This is a genomic window from Foliimonas ilicis (assembly GCF_039939195.1).
Taxonomy (GTDB): Bacteria; Pseudomonadota; Alphaproteobacteria; order Rhizobiales; family Rhizobiaceae; genus Foliimonas; species Foliimonas ilicis.
Genome location: NZ_JBDUUH010000004.1, coordinates 261,471 through 280,558, shown reverse-complemented (window position 1 = coordinate 280,558; position 19,088 = coordinate 261,471). Strand labels below are relative to the sequence as shown.

The 19,088-nt window shown below is 59.0% G+C and carries 19 protein-coding genes and 1 other RNA gene; 8 read left to right on the top strand and 12 right to left on the bottom strand.

What is annotated here, in order from left to right:
• The first annotated feature begins 20 nt into the window (after window positions 1–20).
• Together ABFT80_RS11755 and ABFT80_RS11750 are read left to right on the top strand one after the other, a co-directional pair.
• On the top strand, window positions 21–653 hold the full coding sequence (locus tag ABFT80_RS11755) for a DapH/DapD/GlmU-related protein (protein WP_347972095.1): 633 nt from the start codon (window positions 21–23) through the stop codon (window positions 651–653).
• A 186-nt stretch (window positions 654–839) separates the two neighbouring features.
• Window positions 840–1,154, top strand: coding sequence for a hypothetical protein (locus tag ABFT80_RS11750; protein ID WP_347972094.1), 315 nt, complete (start codon window positions 840–842; stop codon window positions 1,152–1,154).
• Between the two features lie 60 nt (window positions 1,155–1,214).
• On the opposite strand, the gene ABFT80_RS11745 is transcribed toward ABFT80_RS11750, so the two are convergent.
• Entirely contained in the window at window positions 1,215–2,372 is a 1,158-nt protein-coding gene (locus ABFT80_RS11745) for a hypothetical protein (RefSeq protein ID WP_347972093.1), read from the bottom strand.
• A gap of 251 nt (window positions 2,373–2,623) precedes the next feature.
• Here ABFT80_RS11745 and ABFT80_RS11740 point away from each other — a divergent pair, with 251 nt between their 5' ends.
• The gene (locus tag ABFT80_RS11740; RefSeq protein WP_347972092.1) at window positions 2,624–3,172 is read left to right on the top strand and encodes a DUF421 domain-containing protein; all 549 of its coding nucleotides are present in this window, start codon (window positions 2,624–2,626) and stop codon (window positions 3,170–3,172) included.
• Window positions 3,173–3,263: 91 nt separating this feature from the next.
• The gene (locus ABFT80_RS11735) at window positions 3,264–3,566 is read left to right on the top strand and encodes a hypothetical protein (protein WP_347972091.1); all 303 of its coding nucleotides are present in this window, start codon (window positions 3,264–3,266) and stop codon (window positions 3,564–3,566) included.
• Between the two features lie 11 nt (window positions 3,567–3,577).
• Here the strand turns inward: ABFT80_RS11735 and ABFT80_RS11730 are convergent, their stop codons facing one another.
• Entirely contained in the window at window positions 3,578–6,199 is a 2,622-nt protein-coding gene (locus ABFT80_RS11730; protein WP_347972217.1) for a UvrD-helicase domain-containing protein, read from the bottom strand.
• A 250-nt stretch (window positions 6,200–6,449) separates the two neighbouring features.
• Between ABFT80_RS11730 and ABFT80_RS11725 the strand changes: the two genes are divergently transcribed.
• Window positions 6,450–6,983, top strand: coding sequence for a glyoxalase superfamily protein (locus ABFT80_RS11725; protein WP_347972090.1), 534 nt, complete (start codon window positions 6,450–6,452; stop codon window positions 6,981–6,983).
• A 1-nt stretch (window position 6,984) separates the two neighbouring features.
• On the opposite strand, the gene ABFT80_RS11720 is transcribed toward ABFT80_RS11725, so the two are convergent.
• The 4 genes from ABFT80_RS11720 to ABFT80_RS11705 form a co-directional block, all read right to left on the bottom strand.
• Complete coding sequence (locus ABFT80_RS11720; RefSeq protein WP_347972089.1) at window positions 6,985–7,434, bottom strand: response regulator; 450 nt, start codon at window positions 7,432–7,434, stop codon at window positions 6,985–6,987.
• Window positions 7,431–8,573: a histidine kinase dimerization/phosphoacceptor domain -containing protein gene (locus ABFT80_RS11715; RefSeq protein WP_347972088.1), complete on the bottom strand. Its 1,143-nt coding sequence runs from the start codon at window positions 8,571–8,573 to the stop codon at window positions 7,431–7,433. Before ABFT80_RS11715 ends, ABFT80_RS11720 begins: the two co-directional genes overlap by 4 nt.
• A 72-nt stretch (window positions 8,574–8,645) precedes the next feature.
• Window positions 8,646–8,849 carry a hypothetical protein gene (locus ABFT80_RS11710; protein WP_347972087.1) on the bottom strand — a complete coding sequence of 68 codons (204 nt, stop codon included), beginning with the start codon at window positions 8,847–8,849 and terminating at the stop codon, window positions 8,646–8,648.
• Window positions 8,850–9,015: 166 nt separating this feature from the next.
• A complete protein-coding gene (locus ABFT80_RS11705; protein ID WP_347972086.1) occupies window positions 9,016–9,495 on the bottom strand; it encodes a thioesterase family protein in 480 nt (159 codons plus the stop codon).
• A gap of 184 nt (window positions 9,496–9,679) precedes the next feature.
• Between ABFT80_RS11705 and ABFT80_RS11700 the strand changes: the two genes are divergently transcribed.
• Entirely contained in the window at window positions 9,680–11,095 is a 1,416-nt protein-coding gene (locus tag ABFT80_RS11700) for an FAD-binding oxidoreductase (protein ID WP_347972085.1), read from the top strand.
• An 83-nt stretch (window positions 11,096–11,178) separates the two neighbouring features.
• A complete protein-coding gene (locus tag ABFT80_RS11695) occupies window positions 11,179–14,889 on the top strand; it encodes an AsmA family protein (protein ID WP_347972084.1) in 3,711 nt (1,236 codons plus the stop codon).
• 3 nt (window positions 14,890–14,892) lie between these two features.
• Here the strand turns inward: ABFT80_RS11695 and ABFT80_RS11690 are convergent, their stop codons facing one another.
• The 4 genes from ABFT80_RS11690 to ABFT80_RS11675 form a co-directional block, all read right to left on the bottom strand.
• Window positions 14,893–15,117: a ribbon-helix-helix domain-containing protein gene (locus tag ABFT80_RS11690; protein ID WP_347972083.1), complete on the bottom strand. Its 225-nt coding sequence runs from the start codon at window positions 15,115–15,117 to the stop codon at window positions 14,893–14,895.
• Between the two features lie 10 nt (window positions 15,118–15,127).
• Window positions 15,128–15,313: a DUF4169 family protein gene (locus tag ABFT80_RS11685; protein ID WP_347972082.1), complete on the bottom strand. Its 186-nt coding sequence runs from the start codon at window positions 15,311–15,313 to the stop codon at window positions 15,128–15,130.
• Between the two features lie 9 nt (window positions 15,314–15,322).
• Window positions 15,323–15,883, bottom strand: a complete 561-nt coding sequence (locus tag ABFT80_RS11680; RefSeq protein WP_347972081.1) for an SspB family protein — start codon at window positions 15,881–15,883, stop codon at window positions 15,323–15,325.
• 103 nt (window positions 15,884–15,986) lie between these two features.
• Window positions 15,987–16,679 carry a TetR/AcrR family transcriptional regulator gene (locus ABFT80_RS11675; protein WP_347972080.1) on the bottom strand — a complete coding sequence of 231 codons (693 nt, stop codon included), beginning with the start codon at window positions 16,677–16,679 and terminating at the stop codon, window positions 15,987–15,989.
• A gap of 164 nt (window positions 16,680–16,843) precedes the next feature.
• Here ABFT80_RS11675 and ABFT80_RS11670 point away from each other — a divergent pair, with 164 nt between their 5' ends.
• Window positions 16,844–18,046, top strand: a complete 1,203-nt coding sequence (locus ABFT80_RS11670; RefSeq protein WP_347972079.1) for a multidrug effflux MFS transporter — start codon at window positions 16,844–16,846, stop codon at window positions 18,044–18,046.
• Between the two features lie 3 nt (window positions 18,047–18,049).
• On the opposite strand, the gene ABFT80_RS11665 is transcribed toward ABFT80_RS11670, so the two are convergent.
• Together ABFT80_RS11665 and ssrA are read right to left on the bottom strand one after the other, a co-directional pair.
• Window positions 18,050–18,595, bottom strand: a complete 546-nt coding sequence (locus ABFT80_RS11665; protein ID WP_347972078.1) for an AAA family ATPase — start codon at window positions 18,593–18,595, stop codon at window positions 18,050–18,052.
• A 100-nt stretch (window positions 18,596–18,695) separates the two neighbouring features.
• Window positions 18,696–19,051, bottom strand: a transfer-messenger RNA (tmRNA) gene (ssrA, locus tag ABFT80_RS11660).
• Window positions 19,052–19,088 lie beyond the last annotated feature (37 nt).

Genomic DNA, 19,088 nt, shown 5'->3' with positions numbered 1-19,088 from the left:
TCGCGGCGTAAAGCCTGCTTATGAGCGAACAATCCGACCTGCGCTTCAAGGATTCCGAGCCCCGCATTCACCCGACGGCGGAGCTTAAATCGTGCCGCCTCGGCCGCTATGCGATCGTCGGCGAACGGGTGATCCTGCGCGAAGTGACGCTTGGCGATTTCTCCTATTTCGAGCGTCATGCGGAGGCAATCTACACCAGCATCGGCAAATTCTGCTCCATCGCCGCCAACAGCCGCATCAACGCGCTGGAGCACCCGATGGAGCGGCTGACCACGCACAAGGTTTCCTACCGGCCGAACGAGTATTTCCGCTATCTCGGCGTCGATGGCGATTTCCGGGAGAGGCGGCGCGGAAAGGCCGTCACGATCGGCCACGATGTCTGGATCGGGCATGGCGCGGTGATCATGCCGGGCGTAACGATCGGCAATGGTGCGATTGTCGGTGCCAATTCAGTCGTGACGCGCAATGTCGAGCCATTCGAGATCGTTGCAGGCGTGCCTGCGCGCAGGCTTCGCTGGCGCTTTGCGCGGGAGATCATCGAGCGCATTCAAAAGCTGCAATGGTGGGATTGGCCGGTGGAGACGCTGGCCGATGCAATCCCCGATATGCAGGCCATGGAAATTGGCGCTTTTCTGGATCGCTGGGAAAGCTGAATCAGGGCGCGAAGTTAACCATCGCCTTTAAGGTAAAATATTAAAGTTAAAAATTGGAAAACGAGTTGTATAGACCGAGTATCTCAATTTGAGATTGCAAGTATAGTTCGGGCATGGCTTAGTCGTAAGCGGAAGAACACCGCAAGGAAGTTGAGGGTTTTCTCAGCAACCAAAGGGAACCAAGTCATGAAGAAGTTTGTATTCGCAATCGCAGCAGTCGCCCTCTCGTTTTCCGCAGCTTCGGCTCAGGCCAATGGCTGGGGCAAGGGCACTTCGAACGGAAACGTCTCCAGCGGCCTGATCAATATCTCGCCGTCGATCCAGACCGGAAACCTCAAGCTGCTCAGCGGCACATCGATACTGAACGGCATCGGAATCCTGAATGGCAACAATGTTTCAGGCATTCTCAACGGCAACAAGACGGGTATCGTCAGCGGCGTGCTGAGCGGTATCGGCATCAGCGGCATTCTGGGTGGCAACAGCTACAAGGTCCGCAAGTAGGTCGTACCGTGGGGGAAAGCTTATGCTTTGGGGGCGGGAGGATTTTGTCCTCCTGCCTTTTTATATGCGAGTTCGCAGGCCCACAAATGCATCGAGCGTTTCTTTGCGGACATCCACGATTGTCGCAAGCGACCGGCTGAAATCGAGCCTGACGATCAGCGCGAGCTGCTTCGTCCAGTCATAGGTCGCCTCGGCATAGACGCCGCGTTTTCTTTCCTCGTTTTCGAGAAGCAGATTTTCCTTCACTTCGGCAAAGGCGCCGGATGCGAAAACCAGCTTTTCACGAACGGGTATTTTGATTTCGAACTCGCCGCGCTTGAGCCATGAGGCGAGCGGATCGTCGCTATCGGCCGTCTCGAAGCGGGCGAAAACCGCGCCGCGCAATTCCACCCCGTTGGCGAATATTTTCACAGCACTTAGCTGATAGGCGGGCCGTGTGTCGGAAAAGATGTCGAAGGCGCCGCGCAAGGTTTGAGCGCCCAGCCATCCGGTGATGGTCGTTCCATCCGGCGCCTGCCATCCAGCCTCGGCGCGCAGCGTATATTCCGAAAAGGATAGACCTACGGGTGGAAAGCCGAGAGGTTCGACCTTCACACGCGTCGCGGATGCTGCCGCTCCATAGGCGAATGTGCCGGAGGTGCGCACGACCTTTGCGCCCGCATGAATTCTGTCGCGGTCCGGGTCCAGTTTCGCCGGCTCGATAGGCAATCCGCTGAAGCGGCTCTTGCCGACGCGTTCGGTGCCGCTCGCAAGGTCAATGACCAGCGCCGTGCTGTTTCCCAGATCGACGCCGACTTGCGTCTGCACGCCGAAAACCTGCTTCAGGGTGCGCGTGCCGAGCGTGAACGGCCCAAGCTGCAAATCGTCGCCCTCGCTGGACGCGCTGTAGGTCAGCGTGCCGCGCAGTTCGATGGTTTCGTCGAGCCTTTTCCATGCTTCGGCGGAAAATGCGATGGCGCGGTCGTCTTCGATCGATATTTCATCGAAGCGTGTTGCCTGAAATTCCGTTCCGAATTTCAGCGACGCATCCTCGCCTTGCCAACCATGCTGCATGCTGCCGCGCAAGAGCGTGTACCAGTCCGAGACGGCATCGGCGCTGTCCAATGCGTTGGAGGTGAAATGCCGCTCGACGGCGGCAGTCGTCCTGGGAGAATCCTGTCCGGCTTCGGACGCCATCGGGCAAAGCGCAATCGCGATGGGCAGCCATTTGACCCGCATGGAAGCTCCGGTGAAACAGAACCCTTCCGCCATGCGGGGGTGTCGATGGCGGAAGGGCTGGAAGAACCGCCGTGAAGCGGGGTGCAGGTCTGTCTGCACGATTACAATCGCATGCAACTCGCAAAGGCGGCGTTTTCCCGTAATACAACTAAAAAGTGTATATGGTGGTGCTAACCTGCACGCCCGCCCCGAAAGGGAACGGCTTGGCATTCCCCGGCGTTTGAGTGCAGTTTCAGAGGGGATGTACGCGCATGGAAAGCGGTTTCGACCTGACCCGGATTCTGCTGGGAGAGGAGGAGACGGCGACGTTCGTCTTCTACCTCGAAGTCATTTTTCGAACGGTCATCATGTATCTCTACACGATCTTCCTTTCTCGAATGGTCGGGCAGGGCGGCGTCGGACAGATCGGGCCGTTCGAATTCGTTCTCGTCATCGCGATAGGCTCCGCCGCCGGCGATCCGATGTTCTACCCTGAAATCGGATTGCTGCAGGGCATTCTGGTCATCACCGTCGTCATCGTGCTGCACCGGTTCACCACCTTCATTCTGAACCGCCACAAAAAACTGGAGCGCAAGCTAGAAGGTGCTCCGCTTCTGGTGGTGGATGACGGCAGGATCGTCGACAAGGCACTGGGTTCGGGAACGCTGACGGAGCGGGAATTGTTCGCGCTTTTGCGGGTCGAGGGCGTTCGCGATACGGGCGAGGTGGAGCACGCCTATTTCGAACCGAATGGGCGTCTCAGTGTGTTTCGGTATCCGGTGACAAAACAGAAGAAGGAGAGGGTGACGCTTCCGGGGTGAGGGTGTTTGTGGGACGTCTCCTTTGAGGCTCACCACCATTGCAACGCATTGGCGGTTGACGGGGAGCAGGCACGGCGGGCATTTTGCGCCGATGAGTGAAACCGCGACTACCGACTGGCTGGATATCCTGAAGGAGCAGACCCGAACGGGCGAGCAGATGGGCAGGCAAGTGCCGGAAATGCTGGCAAAGCCGGAAATTACCGAGGGCCAGGTGAAGGCGCTTTTTCAGGCATTGGAAACGCAGGCGGAGTTTGTCGAACGCCTGACCGCGATACTCGAAGACAATGGGTATGATTTCGACATCATTTCAGCCGCCGAGCGGCTTGAAGATAAATATGCGGATCTGGCTGGCGAAGTGGCTGAGAAGCTGAAGGGTATGAAGGTCGAGACTTAGTGTCAGACGCTTTAAGCCGCGACGACAAACCCATCCAGCACGCGCTTTTGGCCTGCCTTGTCGAAGTCGATCGTCAGCTTGTTGCCTTCGACCGCGGCTATGTTGCCATTGCCGAATTTCTGATGGAACACGCGGTCGCCGACCTTGAAGGCCGAGGGCGTGTCGGAGACGGATTTCGCGACGAGTTCGCCGTCGATCGTGCGGCCTTTGATCGAGCCGCGTCCAGCGCCGAAGCCTGAATCGGTTTCGCCATAGCCGATGCGCTCGACCGCGTGGCCGGAGCGTGAGCCCCAATTGCGGTCGGTCGCTTCCGTGCGGTTCTGCTGGGCGCGTTGCCAGCCGGGGGTGGCGTAGGTGTTCGAGAACGAGCCGCCACCGCTGCCGACATTATCGAAACGCGAAGCGCCGTAAGGGTTTTGGCGGCCGCCGCCATAGCCACCGTAATTCTGGCCTGCCTCGGCCACCTCGACATGCGCTTCAGGCAGCTCGTCGAGAAAGCGCGACGGGATAGTGGATTGCCAAAGTCCGTGGATGCGCCGGTTCGACACGAACCAGATGTGCAGATTTTTCTTGGCGCGGGTGAGGCCGACATAGGCGAGGCGGCGCTCTTCCTCCAGACCGGAACGGCCGCCTTCATCCAGCGAGCGCTGGTGCGGAAACAGGCCTTCTTCCCAGCCGGGTAGAAACACCGTCTCGAATTCGAGCCCCTTGGCCGAGTGTAGCGTCATGATGGAAACGGCGTCGAGATTCTCGTTCTGCTCGGCATCCATGACCAGCGCAATGTGTTCGAGGAAGGAGCGCAGCGATTCATACTCCTCCATCGAGCGGATGAGCTCTTTCAGATTTTCGAGCCGCCCCGGCGCTTCCGCCGAGCGGTCGTTCTTCCACATGTCCGTGTAGCCGCTTTCTTCCAGAATGGTCTCGGCCAGTTCTGTGTGCGGTGTGTTTTCAAGGGCTGCCTGCCAGCGCGCGAAATTGGCCGCGACCTCGCGCAATGCGGCGCGCGGTTTTGGTTTCAACTCGTCGCTTTCAGCAAGCTTTGCGGCGGCTTCCAGCATGGGAATGCGCAGCGCGCGCGCCGTGTCGTGAACCTGCCGGATGGCCGCTTCGCCAAGGCCGCGTTTCGGCACATTGACGATGCGCTCGAAGGCCAGATCGTCCGCTGGTTGCGCAACCACGCGCAGATAGGCCATCGCGTCGCGGATTTCCTGCCGCTCGTAGAAGCGCGGGCCGCCGATGACGCGGTAGTTCAGGCCGATTTCGATGAAGCGATCTTCGAAGGAGCGCATCTGGAACGAGGCGCGCACGAGGATCGCCATGTCGTTCAGATTGTGCCGCTTGCCGTTGCGGTCCGGGCGCTGGTGCCGCTCGATTTCCTCGCCGATGGCGCGGGCTTCCTCGTCGGAATCCCATGCGGCGTGGACGTTGACCTTGCTGTCTTCCGGGTCTGACTGATCGGTGAACAGCGTCTTGCCGAGGCGGCCTTCATTATGGGTGATGAGGTGGGAGGCTGCGCCCAGAATATGGGCGGTCGAGCGATAATTTCGCTCGAGACGAATGACGGTTGCGCCCGGAAAATCCTTGTCGAAACGCAGGATGTTGTCGACCTCTGCACCGCGCCAGCCATAGATCGACTGGTCGTCGTCGCCAACGCAGCAAATGTTGACTGTATTTTCGCTCGCGGCCGTACCGCCCTTCGGGCTGGCCTCCGCGGGGGCGGGCTGACCGCCCGACGCCCGGTCGGGCTTGCGGCCTTCGGCCGGTTGAATGTCGTTCCGCTCTTTCGGGCGCTGGGCGAGCAGGCGCAGCCACATATATTGCGCGGTGTTGGTGTCCTGATACTCGTCCACCAGAATGTATTTGAAGCGGCGATGATACTCTTTGAGCACATCGGGATGCGCCCGGAGAATACGGATCGGGTGGCACAGGAGATCACCGAAATCGCAGGCATTCAGCGTCTGCAAGCGGTCCTGATACGCCTTGTAAAGCTCGCGGCCTTTGCCATTCGCAAATGCGCGCGCATCGCCTTCGGCGATTTCGGAGGGGCCGAGGCCCTTGTTTTTCCAGCCATCGATCATCATCGCGAACTGACGCGCGGGCCAGCGCTTGTCATCCAGACCTTCGGCCTGAATGAGCTGCTTTATCAGGCGGATGACGTCGTCCGTATCGAGAATGGTGAAATCGGAGCGCAGATTGGCGAGTTCGGCATGACGGCGCAGCAATTTCACGCCGATGGAGTGGAACGTGCCGAGCCACGGCATGCCTTCGACCGCTTCGCCGACAAGCGTCGCTATGCGCGTCTTCATCTCGCGCGCCGCCTTGTTGGTGAAGGTCACGGCGAGGATTTGGCTCGGATAGGCGCGGCCTGTCGCCAGAATATGTGCGATGCGGGTGGTCAGAACGCGCGTCTTGCCGGTGCCGGCGCCCGCGAGAACGAGAACCGGGCCTTCCGTCGTCTCCACGGCCAGCCGCTGTTCGGGGTTCAGTCCGCTCAGATAATCGGGCGCGCTGCCCTGGCGGGCCGCCATGGCGCGCGCGGCAATGCCGCCGCCCGCCGGAGGGGCGGGAGCGTTTGGGCGCGAGCGAGGAGCATCCTCGTCGAAAAATGGCATATCGTCTGGAAAGCCGGACATTTCACCGGAATGTAGTGATTCGGGGGAGAAAGGCCAGTCATTCATGTTCACGATGTGTGCCGCGGCTTGACGATCTGGCCAGTTTCTTTCAAATTTGCGCGGTTACGGGCCGGAGGCGGCCTGCAGTCCGCGCCTTCTCACAGGTTTGGCGAATGCCTCCACGATCCTTCCAATCCGGTTTTTCCGGCGAAGGCATCAGCAATGCGGACACTGGGTTGCCGTCATCGCCGAGAACAAGGACCGGACGATCATGCGTACATTTCAGGACGCCAAGGCCATGGCTGTCACGATGCGCGAGGCGCTTGCCGAAAAGAACCTCGCCGTTTCGCACAGCGAAGCACTGGAAATCGTGGCCCGGCAGTTCGGACTGGCCAGTTGGAATATTCTGTCATCGAAGATCGATGCGCCGCATGCAGGCGACATCAGCTTCGAGCAGGCCATACCCATCGTGCGCATCTTCGACGTGGCGAAGGCGCATGAATTCTATCTGGAGTTTTTAGGCTTCAAGGTCGATTGGGAGCATCGCTTCGGCGAGAATTTCCCGCTCTACACGCAGATTTCCAGAGGAGCGCTGAAGCTTCATCTCAGCGAGCACTCGGGCGATGCAAGCCCGGGCGGAAATATGGTGGTCAATCTGCGCGGCGTGCGCGCATTGCACGGCGAGCTCATCAAAAAGAACTACCGCTACATGAAACCCGGCCTCGAGGATGAGGAATGGGGCCTCGAAGTTACAGTCATCGACCCGTTCGGAAACCGGATACGGTTTATCGAGCGAAAAGGCTGATTTATCTGTTCAGATTCGACCAGTTGGAGGCGAATGTCGGGGACAGCGTGAAGCCCACCGGCAATTCGCAGTCCGGCGGCGGACGCCTTATGCCTTCCTGCAGATAGCGCAGGGAGGCAAGCAGCCCATTCAGCGTGTAGGGTTTGGCGATAACGCCGACTGCGCCTGCGAAATTTTCAGGGATGCGCTTCGGGTTCGCGGTCATGAAGATGACTTTCGAGAACTGCTTGTCCTCGATGTAGTTCGCAACATCGACGCCGGTTGGCCCGTCGGTCAGATGAATATCGACAAAGGCGATATCGGCTTCGATTTCATCGATCATCTTCAACGCTTCCTGCGAGGATGCCGCCCAGCCGACGACCGTATGGCCGGACTCCTCCACGAGCGTTTCGAGTTCCATCGCGAGAAGAGCCTCATCCTCCACGATCAATACTTTGAGAGGCTCATTCATGATTGCAGTGCTCCATTTGCCGGCTTATCGACCGGGATTTTGATGACAACGCGCGTTCCCGGCGAAGCGTTCCGCCATTCGATATCCGCGCGAAGCTGTCTGGCCAAAGACTTCACAAGTCGAAGGCCGAATGTGCTTCCTTCCTTCTCGACCATTCCGACGCCATCGTCCGAAACGTCGATGGTCAAGCTGTTCATCTTCTGGCTCACATTGACGCCGATCGTGCCGGCATGGCCGTTTTCGCGACCCTTGAAGCCATGCTTCATCGCGTTGGTGACCAGCTCGTTGATCATCAGGGCCAGCGGTGCGGCCTTTTCTGCCGGAATGAGAACGGGTTCCAGCTCAAGCACGCGCTTGTAGTTGTGGCCTGAGGCGGCGACCAGATCCGTCACCAGGTCGCGTACGAAATCCGATACGTCGAACGTCGTCACATCGTCGGACTGGTAAAGCCTGCGATGAACCGTGCTCAGCGCTTCGATACGCTCCAGCATGGATTTCAGGGAAGCCTTGATGTTTTCGTCGGGAATCGAACGGCTCTGCATGATGACCAGCGAGGAGATCATCTGAAGGTTGTTCTTCACCCGATGATCGACCTCATGCATCAGCGTTTTCTGGTTTTCGAGAGCGATTTCCAATTCCCTGGTGCGCTCCTTGACCGCTTTTTCGACGCGCTCCTTATCGACATGGACCTGCTGTTCCGCCTGCTTGCGGTCGGTCACGTTGAGCTGCGAAGCGAAATAGAACTGCAACTCGCCGTTCTGGTTGGAAACGGGGCTAATATAGAGCGCGTTCCAGAACTGCGAGCCGTCCTTGCGGTAGTTCAGAATATCTATGCCGATATCTTCGCGATGCTGAACCGCGTCGCGCACTTCATCGACGGACTGAGCATCGGTCTCAGGTCCTTGCAGAAAACGGCAATTGCGCCCGACGACTTCCTGTCGCGTGTAGCCCGTGAGTTTCAGGAACGCGTCATTTGCAAAGACAATCGGATTGTCGTTCTGGCGCGGATCGGTGATGATCATCGCCATGCGTGTCGCGCGCATTGCCGCCGCGAAGGGATCACCCTTGCCTTGCTCTGCGTGGAGATCGCTCGTCAAATGCCAAGCGTCTTCCGATTCATGCAGTACCTTGGGGCTCATTTTTCGCCTTTTTCCGGTTTCTATCCGGGGCGATAACGGCTCCAATGCAGTTTGGTTCAATGTATTGAGGGCTTACACCCTGTGTGGCGCGCGCTTTTTGCGTGCAGTCACAAGAATCTGGCGTGCATAAATCATGCGCATGGGAATGGGCTGACGGTCGCGCTCGATCCGGTACAATTCATTGTTGACCGTCTTCAGGGCACGCCAGAAATCATAGTCGGTCAATGAGCGATCCGAAGCCAGGCGGCTCGAAATCTGCGCCACGTCAATCTTCATGCTGTCCTCCGGAAGACGCGCTGCGCCTTTCCGACCGTTTGAGTCGTTCTGGCTCAATTCTGCGCCGGGGAGGATTTGGATCAAGCGCTGCGGTTTCATCATCCTGTGCAAAACCGCTACGAATAAAGAAGGTGTTGCCGGGTGGCTTCAGAGACGCACGGCTACGTCATTTGCGTTTGATGCCGATTGCGCGGCCCGCCCGTTCCGGGAAGGGCAGATCGGCATGCGCGGCGCGCATTTCGTTTACGCTTTCCATAATGTCTTGCGGGAAAGGCGCGACTTTGGGGCCTGCCATATCGATGTGAAGCGAAAGCGTCTCTGCCGTTGCAGCAAGCCAGCCATCCGCATGGCGGATTTCCTGATAAGCGCGAATCCGTTTTTCATCATTGTCGATAAGCTGGAGCGTCACCGTCACCTTGTCGTCGAGATGCAGTTCGCGCACGTAGCAGACGTGAAGTTCAGCCGTATAGATCGTGTGTTTGCGGCTGGACGCATAGTCCGGCCCCATTCCCATCAGGGCGAACGCCTCGTCGGAGCCGCGGTCGAAAATCACATTGTAATACGCCATGTTGAGGTGGCCATTATAGTCGATCCAGTCTTTCTCGACGGCCATTTCATTGGAGACGAATGGTGCTTGCAGTGTCATCGGGCTTCCTTGTTCGGCTCGAAAATATTAGAGCATGATCCCGAAAAGTGGGAACCGGTTTTCGAAAAAGGTCATGCTACAACAAAGAGATAGAGTTTGACTGCGATTCAGGGAAAAATCCTCAAACTCTATCAACGGTAACAGGTCAACAAAGCGGACCAAAGGTCCAATTGCGGAGGAAAACATGGCGCTGAGCGACCTCATATCGGTCGAACGCAATGAGGCGGGCATTGCGGCCGTCGTCGGCATATTGAAACAGCGTCTGGGCGAGCGCTTCCAGACTGGCCAATCCATACGCGAGCAGCATTCGCACACCACGACCTATATTCCCTCGCAATTGCCGGATGGCGTCGCCTTCGTCGAGACGACTGAGGAGGTTCAGGACATCGTGCGCGCCTGTGCGGAGCATCGCGTTCCAATCATCGCTTTTGGAACCGGAACCTCGCTGGAAGGCCAGGTGAATGCGCCGGGCGGCGGCATTTCCGTCGATACGTCGCGCATGAATCGCATTCTGGCGGTCAATTCCGAAGATCTGGATTGCACGATCGAGCCGGGTGTGACGCGCGAGGATCTGAACAGCCATCTGCGCGATACCGGCCTGTTTTTCCCGATCGATCCGGGTGCCAATGCAAGCCTCGGCGGCATGGCCGCGACGCGTGCTTCCGGCACCAATGCGGTGCGCTACGGCACGATGCGCGAAAACGTCCTGTCGCTCACCGCCGTCATGGCCGACGGGCAGGCGGTGACGACGGCGCGGCGCGCCAAGAAAAGCTCTGCCGGATACGATCTGACCCGGCTTCTGGTCGGTTCGGAAGGCACGCTCGGCATCATCACCGGGCTGACGCTCAAGCTTTACGGCATTCCGCAGGCGATTTCGGGTGGCGTCTGCCCGTTTCCAACCGTCGATGCCGCATGTCAGGCGGTGATTGCGACGATCCAGATGGGCATTCCGGTGGCGCGCATAGAGCTGGTCAATGCGTTGCAGATGCGGGCAATGAAGAACTATTCGAAGCTCGATTACCCCGAAAGCCCATGCCTGTTTCTCGAATTTCACGGCAGCGACAGCGGTGTTGCCGAACAGGCCGAAACATTTGGCGAAATCGCCACGGAATATGGCGGCGGGCCGTTTCTGTGGACGAAGGTGGCCGAAGAGCGTGCCAAATTGTGGAAGGCGCGGCATGATTCTTATTGGTCTGCGATGAGCCTGCGTCCTGGCGCAAAAGCGCTGTCCACGGATGTCTGCGTGCCGATTTCGCGCCTTGCCGAATGCATAGCCGAAACGGAAGCCGACATAGCGCGTTCGGGCCTGATCGCGCCCATCGTCGGGCATGTCGGCGATGGCAATTTCCACACATTGGTACTGATGGATCTCGATAATCCGAAAGAGATTGCCGCATCGGAGGAATTCGTCGCGCGATTGAACATGCGCGCCATCGCCATGGACGGAACTTGCACCGGCGAGCATGGCATAGGGCAGGGCAAGATGGGCTTTCTGGAACACGAGCTTGGCCACGGCGTCGCGATCATGCGGTCCATCAAGCAGGCGCTCGATCCGCTCAACATTCTCAATCCGGGCAAGATATTGCCTGCTGCACACTGAAAAGCGGTTAAGCCAAATTGCCTCTTTATGAACACGCCTATCAAGGTACAGTGGCACCCGGCAAAGGGTGATATACCGAAGCAATGCTGGCTAGAATTTTCGTCATCGTCGGGGGACTGATCGTAATGGCGCTGACCGTAGCGCTGATCGGTCCGTACTTCATCGACTGGACGGGCTACCGCGCGCAATTCGAGCGCGAGGCGAGCATCATTCTTGGCCGCAAGGTCACCGTCGAAGGTGATGCGAAAGCCCGCATCCTTCCATTTCCGTCAGTCACATTCACTGACGTTTCCGTTGGTGCCGAAACAGGCGGCGCGCCTTCGATGACCATCGAGGAATTCTCGATGGATGCCGAACTCGCGCCCTTCCTGCGCGGCGAAGTGCTGATTTTCGACATGCGTCTCGTGCGCCCGCGCGCAACGATCGACGTTGCGGAAGACGGCGCGGTCGATTGGGCGGTACGTCCCTCGACGCCGTTCGACCCGCGCAATATCCAGCTCGAAGATTTGACGATCAGCGACGGGCAGATCTCGATTCGCCATGCCGCGGGCGGTCGCCGTCACCTTCTGGCGGACATAAATACGAAGGTTTCGGCGCGCTCGCTGGCCGGCCCGTGGCGCATGGACGGCACGATGGTTGCCGATGGAATGCCCACGGCATTCGGAATTACTACTGGCTCCGTCGATGAAAATGGCCGAATGCGGGTTCGCATCAAGGCCGATCCGGAAGGCTATCCGCTGTCCGTCGAGACGGATGGCAATGTGGGTCTAGAAAAAGGGGCGGCCGTCTATTCAGGCGGTTTCAAGATTGCAGCGAAAGCGCAGGCCGCCCAAAACGCCGAGCAGGAGAAGGCCGCACCCGGCTATCGCATGAACGGGCGCTTCGCGCTCGACCACAAGCTGCTCGATCTCCCCGAATTCAGGTTCGAAACCGGCCCGCTGGACAATCCTTATACGGCTGACGGCAAGGCCAAGATCGATTTCGGCGAGGCGCCGCATTTCTCGGTCGAGGCGACGGGCGCTCAGGTGCGGTTCGACGAGGCCGTGGGCGGCGAGCAGGCAGGCACGAATCTGACGCTGACGGAGCGCATCACGGCACTTGAAGACGTGCTTGCGAAACTTCCTCATCCGACCATTCCGGGTCAGGTTTCGGTCGATCTTCCGGCGGTGGTTGCGGGCGATACGACTTTGCGCGACATCAGGCTTTCGGCAGAACCGACCGAGGGCGGCTGGGCGCTGAATTCGCTCGCCGCCACGCTGCCTGGCCGCACTGCGCTCGAAGCGCAGGGCAAAGTGCGGACGGATGGCGATTTCGGCTTCACCGGGTCGCTACTGCTCGCAGTCAAACAGCCGTCCGGTTTTGCCGCCTGGGTGTCCAAGGACGTGGATGACGCGATCCGAAATCTGCCCGCCGCCGGATTTCAGGCGAATGTTGAAATGACGCGTCGCAAGCAGGTTTTCAATGACCTCGAACTGGCGTTAGGCGATGCGAAATTCACCGGCACGATGGAAAGCCGCCAGCCGGAAGAGGCGAAATCCTCCGTTCTCATGAAACTCGAAGGCGGCGCGCTGGATGTCGAAGGGCTTTCAGCCTTTGCCTCGCTTTTCGTCAGCGAAAAGGGCGACAACCGCTTTACCGACAGCGATCTCGATTTCCAGATCAAGGCAGGGCCTTTGAGCGTCGGCGGTTTCAAATCCGAGACGGTCGATACGGCACTTCGGCTGCGCGATGGCGTTCTGGAAATCGACAGGCTGGCGCTGGGCGGGCTTGAGGGCGCTTCGATAAGTGCCACCGGGCGCATCAGGAATTTTCCGAAAAATCCGAGCGGGAACCTTGATGCCTCGATCGTCGCGGTCGATCTCGCGCCGCTGATTTCGGTGCTCGGGCAGCGTTATGGCGACAATCCGCTTATTGCCGGGATTGCCGAGCGAAACGCTGCCTATGCCGGGCTTTTCGAGGATTCGCGGCTGGACATCGTGGCAAGTGCCGCGCCCAATGACGATGAGACGACCGGCCTTGCCGTCAGCGCGCAGGGCGAGGTTGGCGGAACCGCGTTTTCCACGACGCTTTCGGCCAAAGGAAAGCTGCCGAACATCGATGGCGGTCCGCTGCTTTTGACGGTCAACGCCAAGAATGACGACATGGCGGATCTGCTGGCACTTTACGGATTTCCCGCGCTGCCGCTCGGTCTGCTCGGACCGGGACAAATGGATTTGACCGCCAAGGGAACGCTGGTCGATGGTCTGGAAACCGCGCTCAAGCTGAGTGGCGACGACTTTACCGCAAGCTTCGACGGCATCGCCAAATTTGCCGGTCAGGGCGCGAAGGTTGAGGGCGGGGTGAGGATCGACGCTGCCGATCTCGAGCCATATCTGATGACGACCGGCGTGAGCTTTCCCGGCATCGGGCTTGGCATGCCGGTCAGCCTTTCGGCTGCTGCAGATTATGGCGATGGGCTGCTGGTGCTTTCCGAACTCGCAGGCGCGATCAATGAAAACGCGATCGCCGGCGACATCAACAGCGAAATGAAGGATGGTCTGCCCAGCCTGAGCGGCGCGATCACCGTCGATGAATTCGACGTCGATCCGCTGGCGCGGATGATGCTGGGCGATGGCTCGACGGCGACGGATGCCGGGCAGTGGAGCACGACGCCATTTTCCTCGAAACCGCAGCTTCCTTTCACGGCGCAGCTCGATGTGACGGCTGGGGCGCTCTCCGCCGGTTCGGCGGCGACAGTTTATGATGCGCGTTTCGGGCTGGGCGTCGATGCGCAGGGGCTGCGCGTGTCCGACCTCAAGGGCCAGATGTTCGGCGGCGCGCTGAGCGGCCTGTTCGAGCTCAAGAATGTCGATGGCTCCGGGCTGGTTTCGGCGCAGCTTGAAATGAAGAATGCCGACATTGACGCTGTTTTCCCGCAAGCCAGTCTGGTCGGCAAGGGCGACACGTCGCTCGTTTTGTCTTCGAGCGGGAAGTCGCTGGAAGCGTTGGTTGCGGCAGCATCCGGTTCCGGCACGGTCGCTTTCCGCGATATGGCGATTACGGGCGTCAATCCGACAGCGTTCCCGGCATTCGTCGCCAAGGCCGACGAGATCGGGCGCGGCATCGACGCGCGCCAGACGGAAGGTTTCGCGCCCGAAATCGCCTCGGACGGAATTTACGAGGCGGCGGATGGTGATGCGGCTTTCACGCTGGCAGGCGGCATCATCAGAATGCCGCCGATGACCCTGAAGAACCCTTCCGCGTCGATTTCGGCTGATATTCGGGCGGATTTGAACGATGGTCAGGTTTCTGCGGATGGGTCGATTGCCTATCAGCCCGGCGACGAAGCCCTGGTCGGTTCGGAACCGGCGTTGCGTTTTTCGATGAGCGGTCCGGTCAGCGATCTTTCGCGACGCTTCGACAGCGCGCCTCTCGCGCAATTCCTGACGCAGCGCGCGCTTGAAAAGGAACAGGCTCGCGTCGAGGCGATGCAGTCGGCACTGCTCGAAAAGCAGAGGCTTCGCCGCGAGGCCCGCTATTATGCAGCCTTGCAGGACCAGCGCGTCCGTGCGGCCGAAGAGGCGAGGCTGAAAGCCGAGGCGGAAGCAAAGGCCAGGGCGGAAGCTGAAGAGGCGGCGCGCAAGCAGGAAGAAGCAGTCAGGCTTGCTGCGCAGGAAAAGGCAAAAGCCGAGGCCGAACGGGCGCAGGAAGAGCAGGCCGCGCCGCCAGCAAACGAAGAAAATGCGCCCGCTTCAGCGCCTCAACCGGGAGGTTTCGACGCAAATTCCATCGAGAATCTGCTGAAATCGCTTTGATATTTACGGCTTCGGACCGTTTTTCGCATTTTCCAGCACGAAAAGACGCAGTGCCGAGGACAGGTTGGCATCGCGCGGACGCGTTTCATCGACTTCGGTGATGAGGGCTGCAAGCGGGATTTCGCGCGCGGCGGCTATCGAGACGAGATCGTCGTAGAAGGGGCGTTCGAGCGAATAGCTGGTGCGATGGCCACGGATCGAGACGGAATATTTCCGCACCATGGTCATAGTCTGGGACTCATGTTTTCGGCGGTTCGCGGCGATGGGCTTCGATGAAGGAGACGGCTTTTTCCTGAGCGGCTTGCTGCTGCTCGCGCTCGGCCTTGGTGCGTCCGAAAAACGTGCGGTTCTGGGCAGCCGTCGTTTCTTTTTCGGAGCGCGCCTTGCGCTTTCTGGCCTGACGGAGATTGACGATCTCGGCCATCGGCGCTGATTATTTCTTGCGGAACGCGTCGAGCGAGACGACGTCGGCACCCTTGGCAGGCGGTGCTTCTTCCTCAGGCTCTTCCGGAGCCTTGTCCTTCTGCGCGGTCTTCTTGCGCGATTCGGCTTTTTTGGATGCAGCCGGGGCGATCGCCACTGGTTTGCTTTCCGGCTCCAGCTCGACGATCTCGCTCTCCTCTGCTTCCGTGGTTTCCGATTTCACGTCGAATTCGAGTTCGAAATTGACGGATGGATCGTAGAAACCACGAACGGCGGAGAAGGGGATTTCCAGCTTTTCCGGCACATCCGAGAAGGAAAGGCCGATTTCAAAACCGGCGTCGGTGACTTTCAGATCCCAATATTGGAACTGTACCACGATTGTCATCTGTTCGGGGTAGCGTTCGCGCAGGCGGCTGGAAATGCGAACGCCCGGCGCGCCGGTCAGAAAGGTGATGAAAAAGTGGTGATTGCCCGGAAGCCCGGTGCGCGAAACCTCCACAAGCACCTTGCGCATAACGCCGCGCAAAGCTTCCTGTGCAAGTATGTCGTAGCGAATGTGGTCTTCGGCCATCGGTGCAGACGCAAGTTCCGTTGAATCGGGTTGCTTACCTCTAATCAAGCTTGGGCCTGCCGTAAACCGGATATAGCAAATGGGTTTGGCGCGAACGGATTTTTCAGGAGCGGATGCGCGGCTCGACCTGCTGCCGGGCGGGGATGGAACCGGCCATTGGTGCCGAGTGGCCATAGGCCTTCAAAAACATCGCAACCGCATTGTTTGCAGCGGAAACGACCTCCGCTTCTGCGGGCGTCGTACCGGACATGAGCTTCATCTGGAGGTCGGCGTTGATGAGTGCCAGAAACTGCCGGGCTGCGACATCAGGGTCGTCAATTTCGAGATATCCGGCATGGGCCAGCCGCGCAAAACGGGCAGCGAGTGCAGAATTCGTCTTGCCTGGACCTTCATCGCGCCAGGCTTCGAACAGCTTTGGATAGCGTTCGCCCTCGGTCTGGAGCAGTTTGCGCAGGAATTTGCCGTCCCTGTTGCAGATGCAGTTCTGGTTCAGCCGCGTCGCGAATGCCACAAGATCGGCCCGCAAATCTTCGGGATGGTCGGGGAAGGTGGCAAGGGTTGCGAATATGCCCGCATTCACGCGCTGGGTAATTTCAGCAACCACCGCGACCAGAAGGCTCTCCTTGTCGCGGTGGTGATTGTAAACGGTCTGCCGGGAAACGCCTGCCTCGGCGGCAATCAAATCAATGTTCGAACCCGCAAATCCTTCGCGGCAAAAGACATCGGCTGCGGCATCCAGTATGGCGTCGCGCTTTGAAGCGTGGCTTCGGCGTTCGGGGGTGCATTTGTCATTCATCTAAAAAACAAGATAGTAGTGATTGACAAATTAGACAAGTGTGTCCAAAAATGTAGACAGTGCTGATATCCGCTCCGGGGAGGAGCCGGATCGTTTATGCGGCGCACGATTTTCAATCCGCCCCCGGCTCGTCGCCCCGGTCGGTCATTCAGAAGCGAAATATCATGACACCAAAGCTTTTGCGCATTGCGCTGGTTCTCGGCCTGCTTTCCGCAATCGGGCCGTTTGCGGTCGATATGTATCTCCCCGCGCTACCGTCCATCGGCGCTGAACTGAATGCAGGCAATACGGCCGTGCAGATGAGCCTGCTGGTCTTCTTTCTTTCAATGGGACTCGGCCAGATCGTCGTAGGGCCGATTTCCGACATGGTTGGACGCCGTTCACCGCTGTTTTTCGGCCTTATCCTGTTCGTGATCGGCGGCGTCGGTTCGGCGCTCGCACCGACCATCGAGTGGCTGATCGCGTTTCGCTTCATTCAGGGGCTTGGCGCATGTGCGGGCATGGTCGTGCCGCGCGCAATCGTTCGCGACCTTCATACCGGCACGGACGCGGCACGACTCATGGGCCTGCTGATGCTGGTGTTCAGCGTTTCGCCGATCCTTGCACCGCTTGCTGGCAGTGTCGTTATCGAATTCTTCGGCTGGCGTGCGGTTTTCTGGGCGGTGACGATCGCGGCATTCATCGCGATGGGAATGGTCGTGTTCATACTGAAGGAAACGCGGCCGGTCGAAAAGCGCGTCGGCAGCAGCCTGAAAAGCGCGCTTTCGGGCTATCGCTTTCTCATGGGCGACCGCAATTTTATGGGCATGACTTTCATCGGTGCGTTCAGCATTTCGAGCTTTTTCGTCTATCTGGCGAGCTCGTCGTTCATTCTGATCGATCATTACGGCCTGTCGCCATCGCTCTACAGCGTGTTCTTTTCGATCAATGCGGTGGCATTCATCGGCGCTTCGCAGTTCACCGGCACGCTGGGCGAGCGCTTCGGCATGCGCCGCGTGGTGCGCTTTGCTGTGGCGGGTTCTGCCACGGCTATGGTCGCGCTGCTGGCGGTGACGGTTGCAGGCGTTGACCGGCTCGATGTGCTGGCGGCAATCCTGTTCGTCGGCTTCGGCTTCATGGGCCTCGTCATACCGACCACATCGGTTCTGGCCCTTGAAGACCACGGCACTATTGCGGGAACGGCGTCCGCCTTGATGGGAACGCTGCATTTTGCGACGGGTGCGGTCGCAATGGCCAGCGTGGGCGTGTTCTTCGACGGCACATCGCTGCCAATGGTCATCGGCATTGCGGCCTGCTCGGTGGTCGCGTTCGCGCTGTCTCAGATGATGCTGGGACGCGCGCCGAACGCCGAAGTTCCGGCAGAATAATCGCTAAAGGCCGGTTTCAGCGCGTATGAAACCGGCCCGCTGCTCGACGGTACCCGGTTCGACGATGGTCAGGGCATAGTCTTGGGCGCTGTAGGCGTCGATCATGGCATCGTAGGTGCGCTGCGCCTCGTCGAAGGATTGCTTGCGCTCGCTGTCGCCCGAAAAGATTTCCCGCCAGGGCGGCAGTATGAAGACTTTGCGATTGTAGCGGAATTTTTCCGCCGCCCTGTGAAAGTGATCGGGAACCGGCAGCCCACTGAGTTTCAGATAGCCGATAAGATCGGGCATGCCGCGATCGAAGAAGACGGGGCCTGTTTCGAGGCTGGCCTGCCGATAATTGCGCATCTCCCATGACAGCATGAGTTCGGCAAAGAGGGCCGGGTCCTTCCAGGGAAGGGCAGGGCCATTGATGGCGGACTGATCCTGGATGATGCCGCGCCCGGCTTCGGGTGTGGTCGCGAAACCGGTGCGCTTCAAAGCTTCGAGCAGCGTGGTTTTGCCTGAGCCGGGTCCGCCGGTGAGGACATAAAAGCGTTCGTGGGTTTGCATGGGTGCCTTTCGTGCGGTTGTGCCTCGAAGGACGCAGTGAAAACAGCGCAATGACGTATCATCTGCGCGTAAGCTGAATAGTAGAATTTTGGGGAAATGAAGTGGAGGTTTCTGTTGCCAGGTACCTCCGAACCCCGCCTAGAAGTGCGAACCTCTAGGGCTTAATTTGAAGCTATCGCACCGCATTAAGCGGCGAGACGTGCTTCCGCATAGTTGTCATTTGCAACTACAAGTTTAGCCCGATAACGGTGGTACAATGCCGGGCAAAAGTACGATCTTTACACCTTCGTCGATCCTGTTTCGCCCCCAGCAAAAGCCGCTTCGAAAAGCGGTTTTTGGTGGAGGCGCCGGGTACCGCCCCCGGGTCCGAACGGCTTATTGCATCGCCTGTTTATCACCATAGTCAGTCAAGCTGACGGGTTTCATATAGTGCTTCGCCGCGCCGTTGGAAAGTGCGCAGGTGCTTTAGCCGCCGAAAGTTTAGGGACAGATA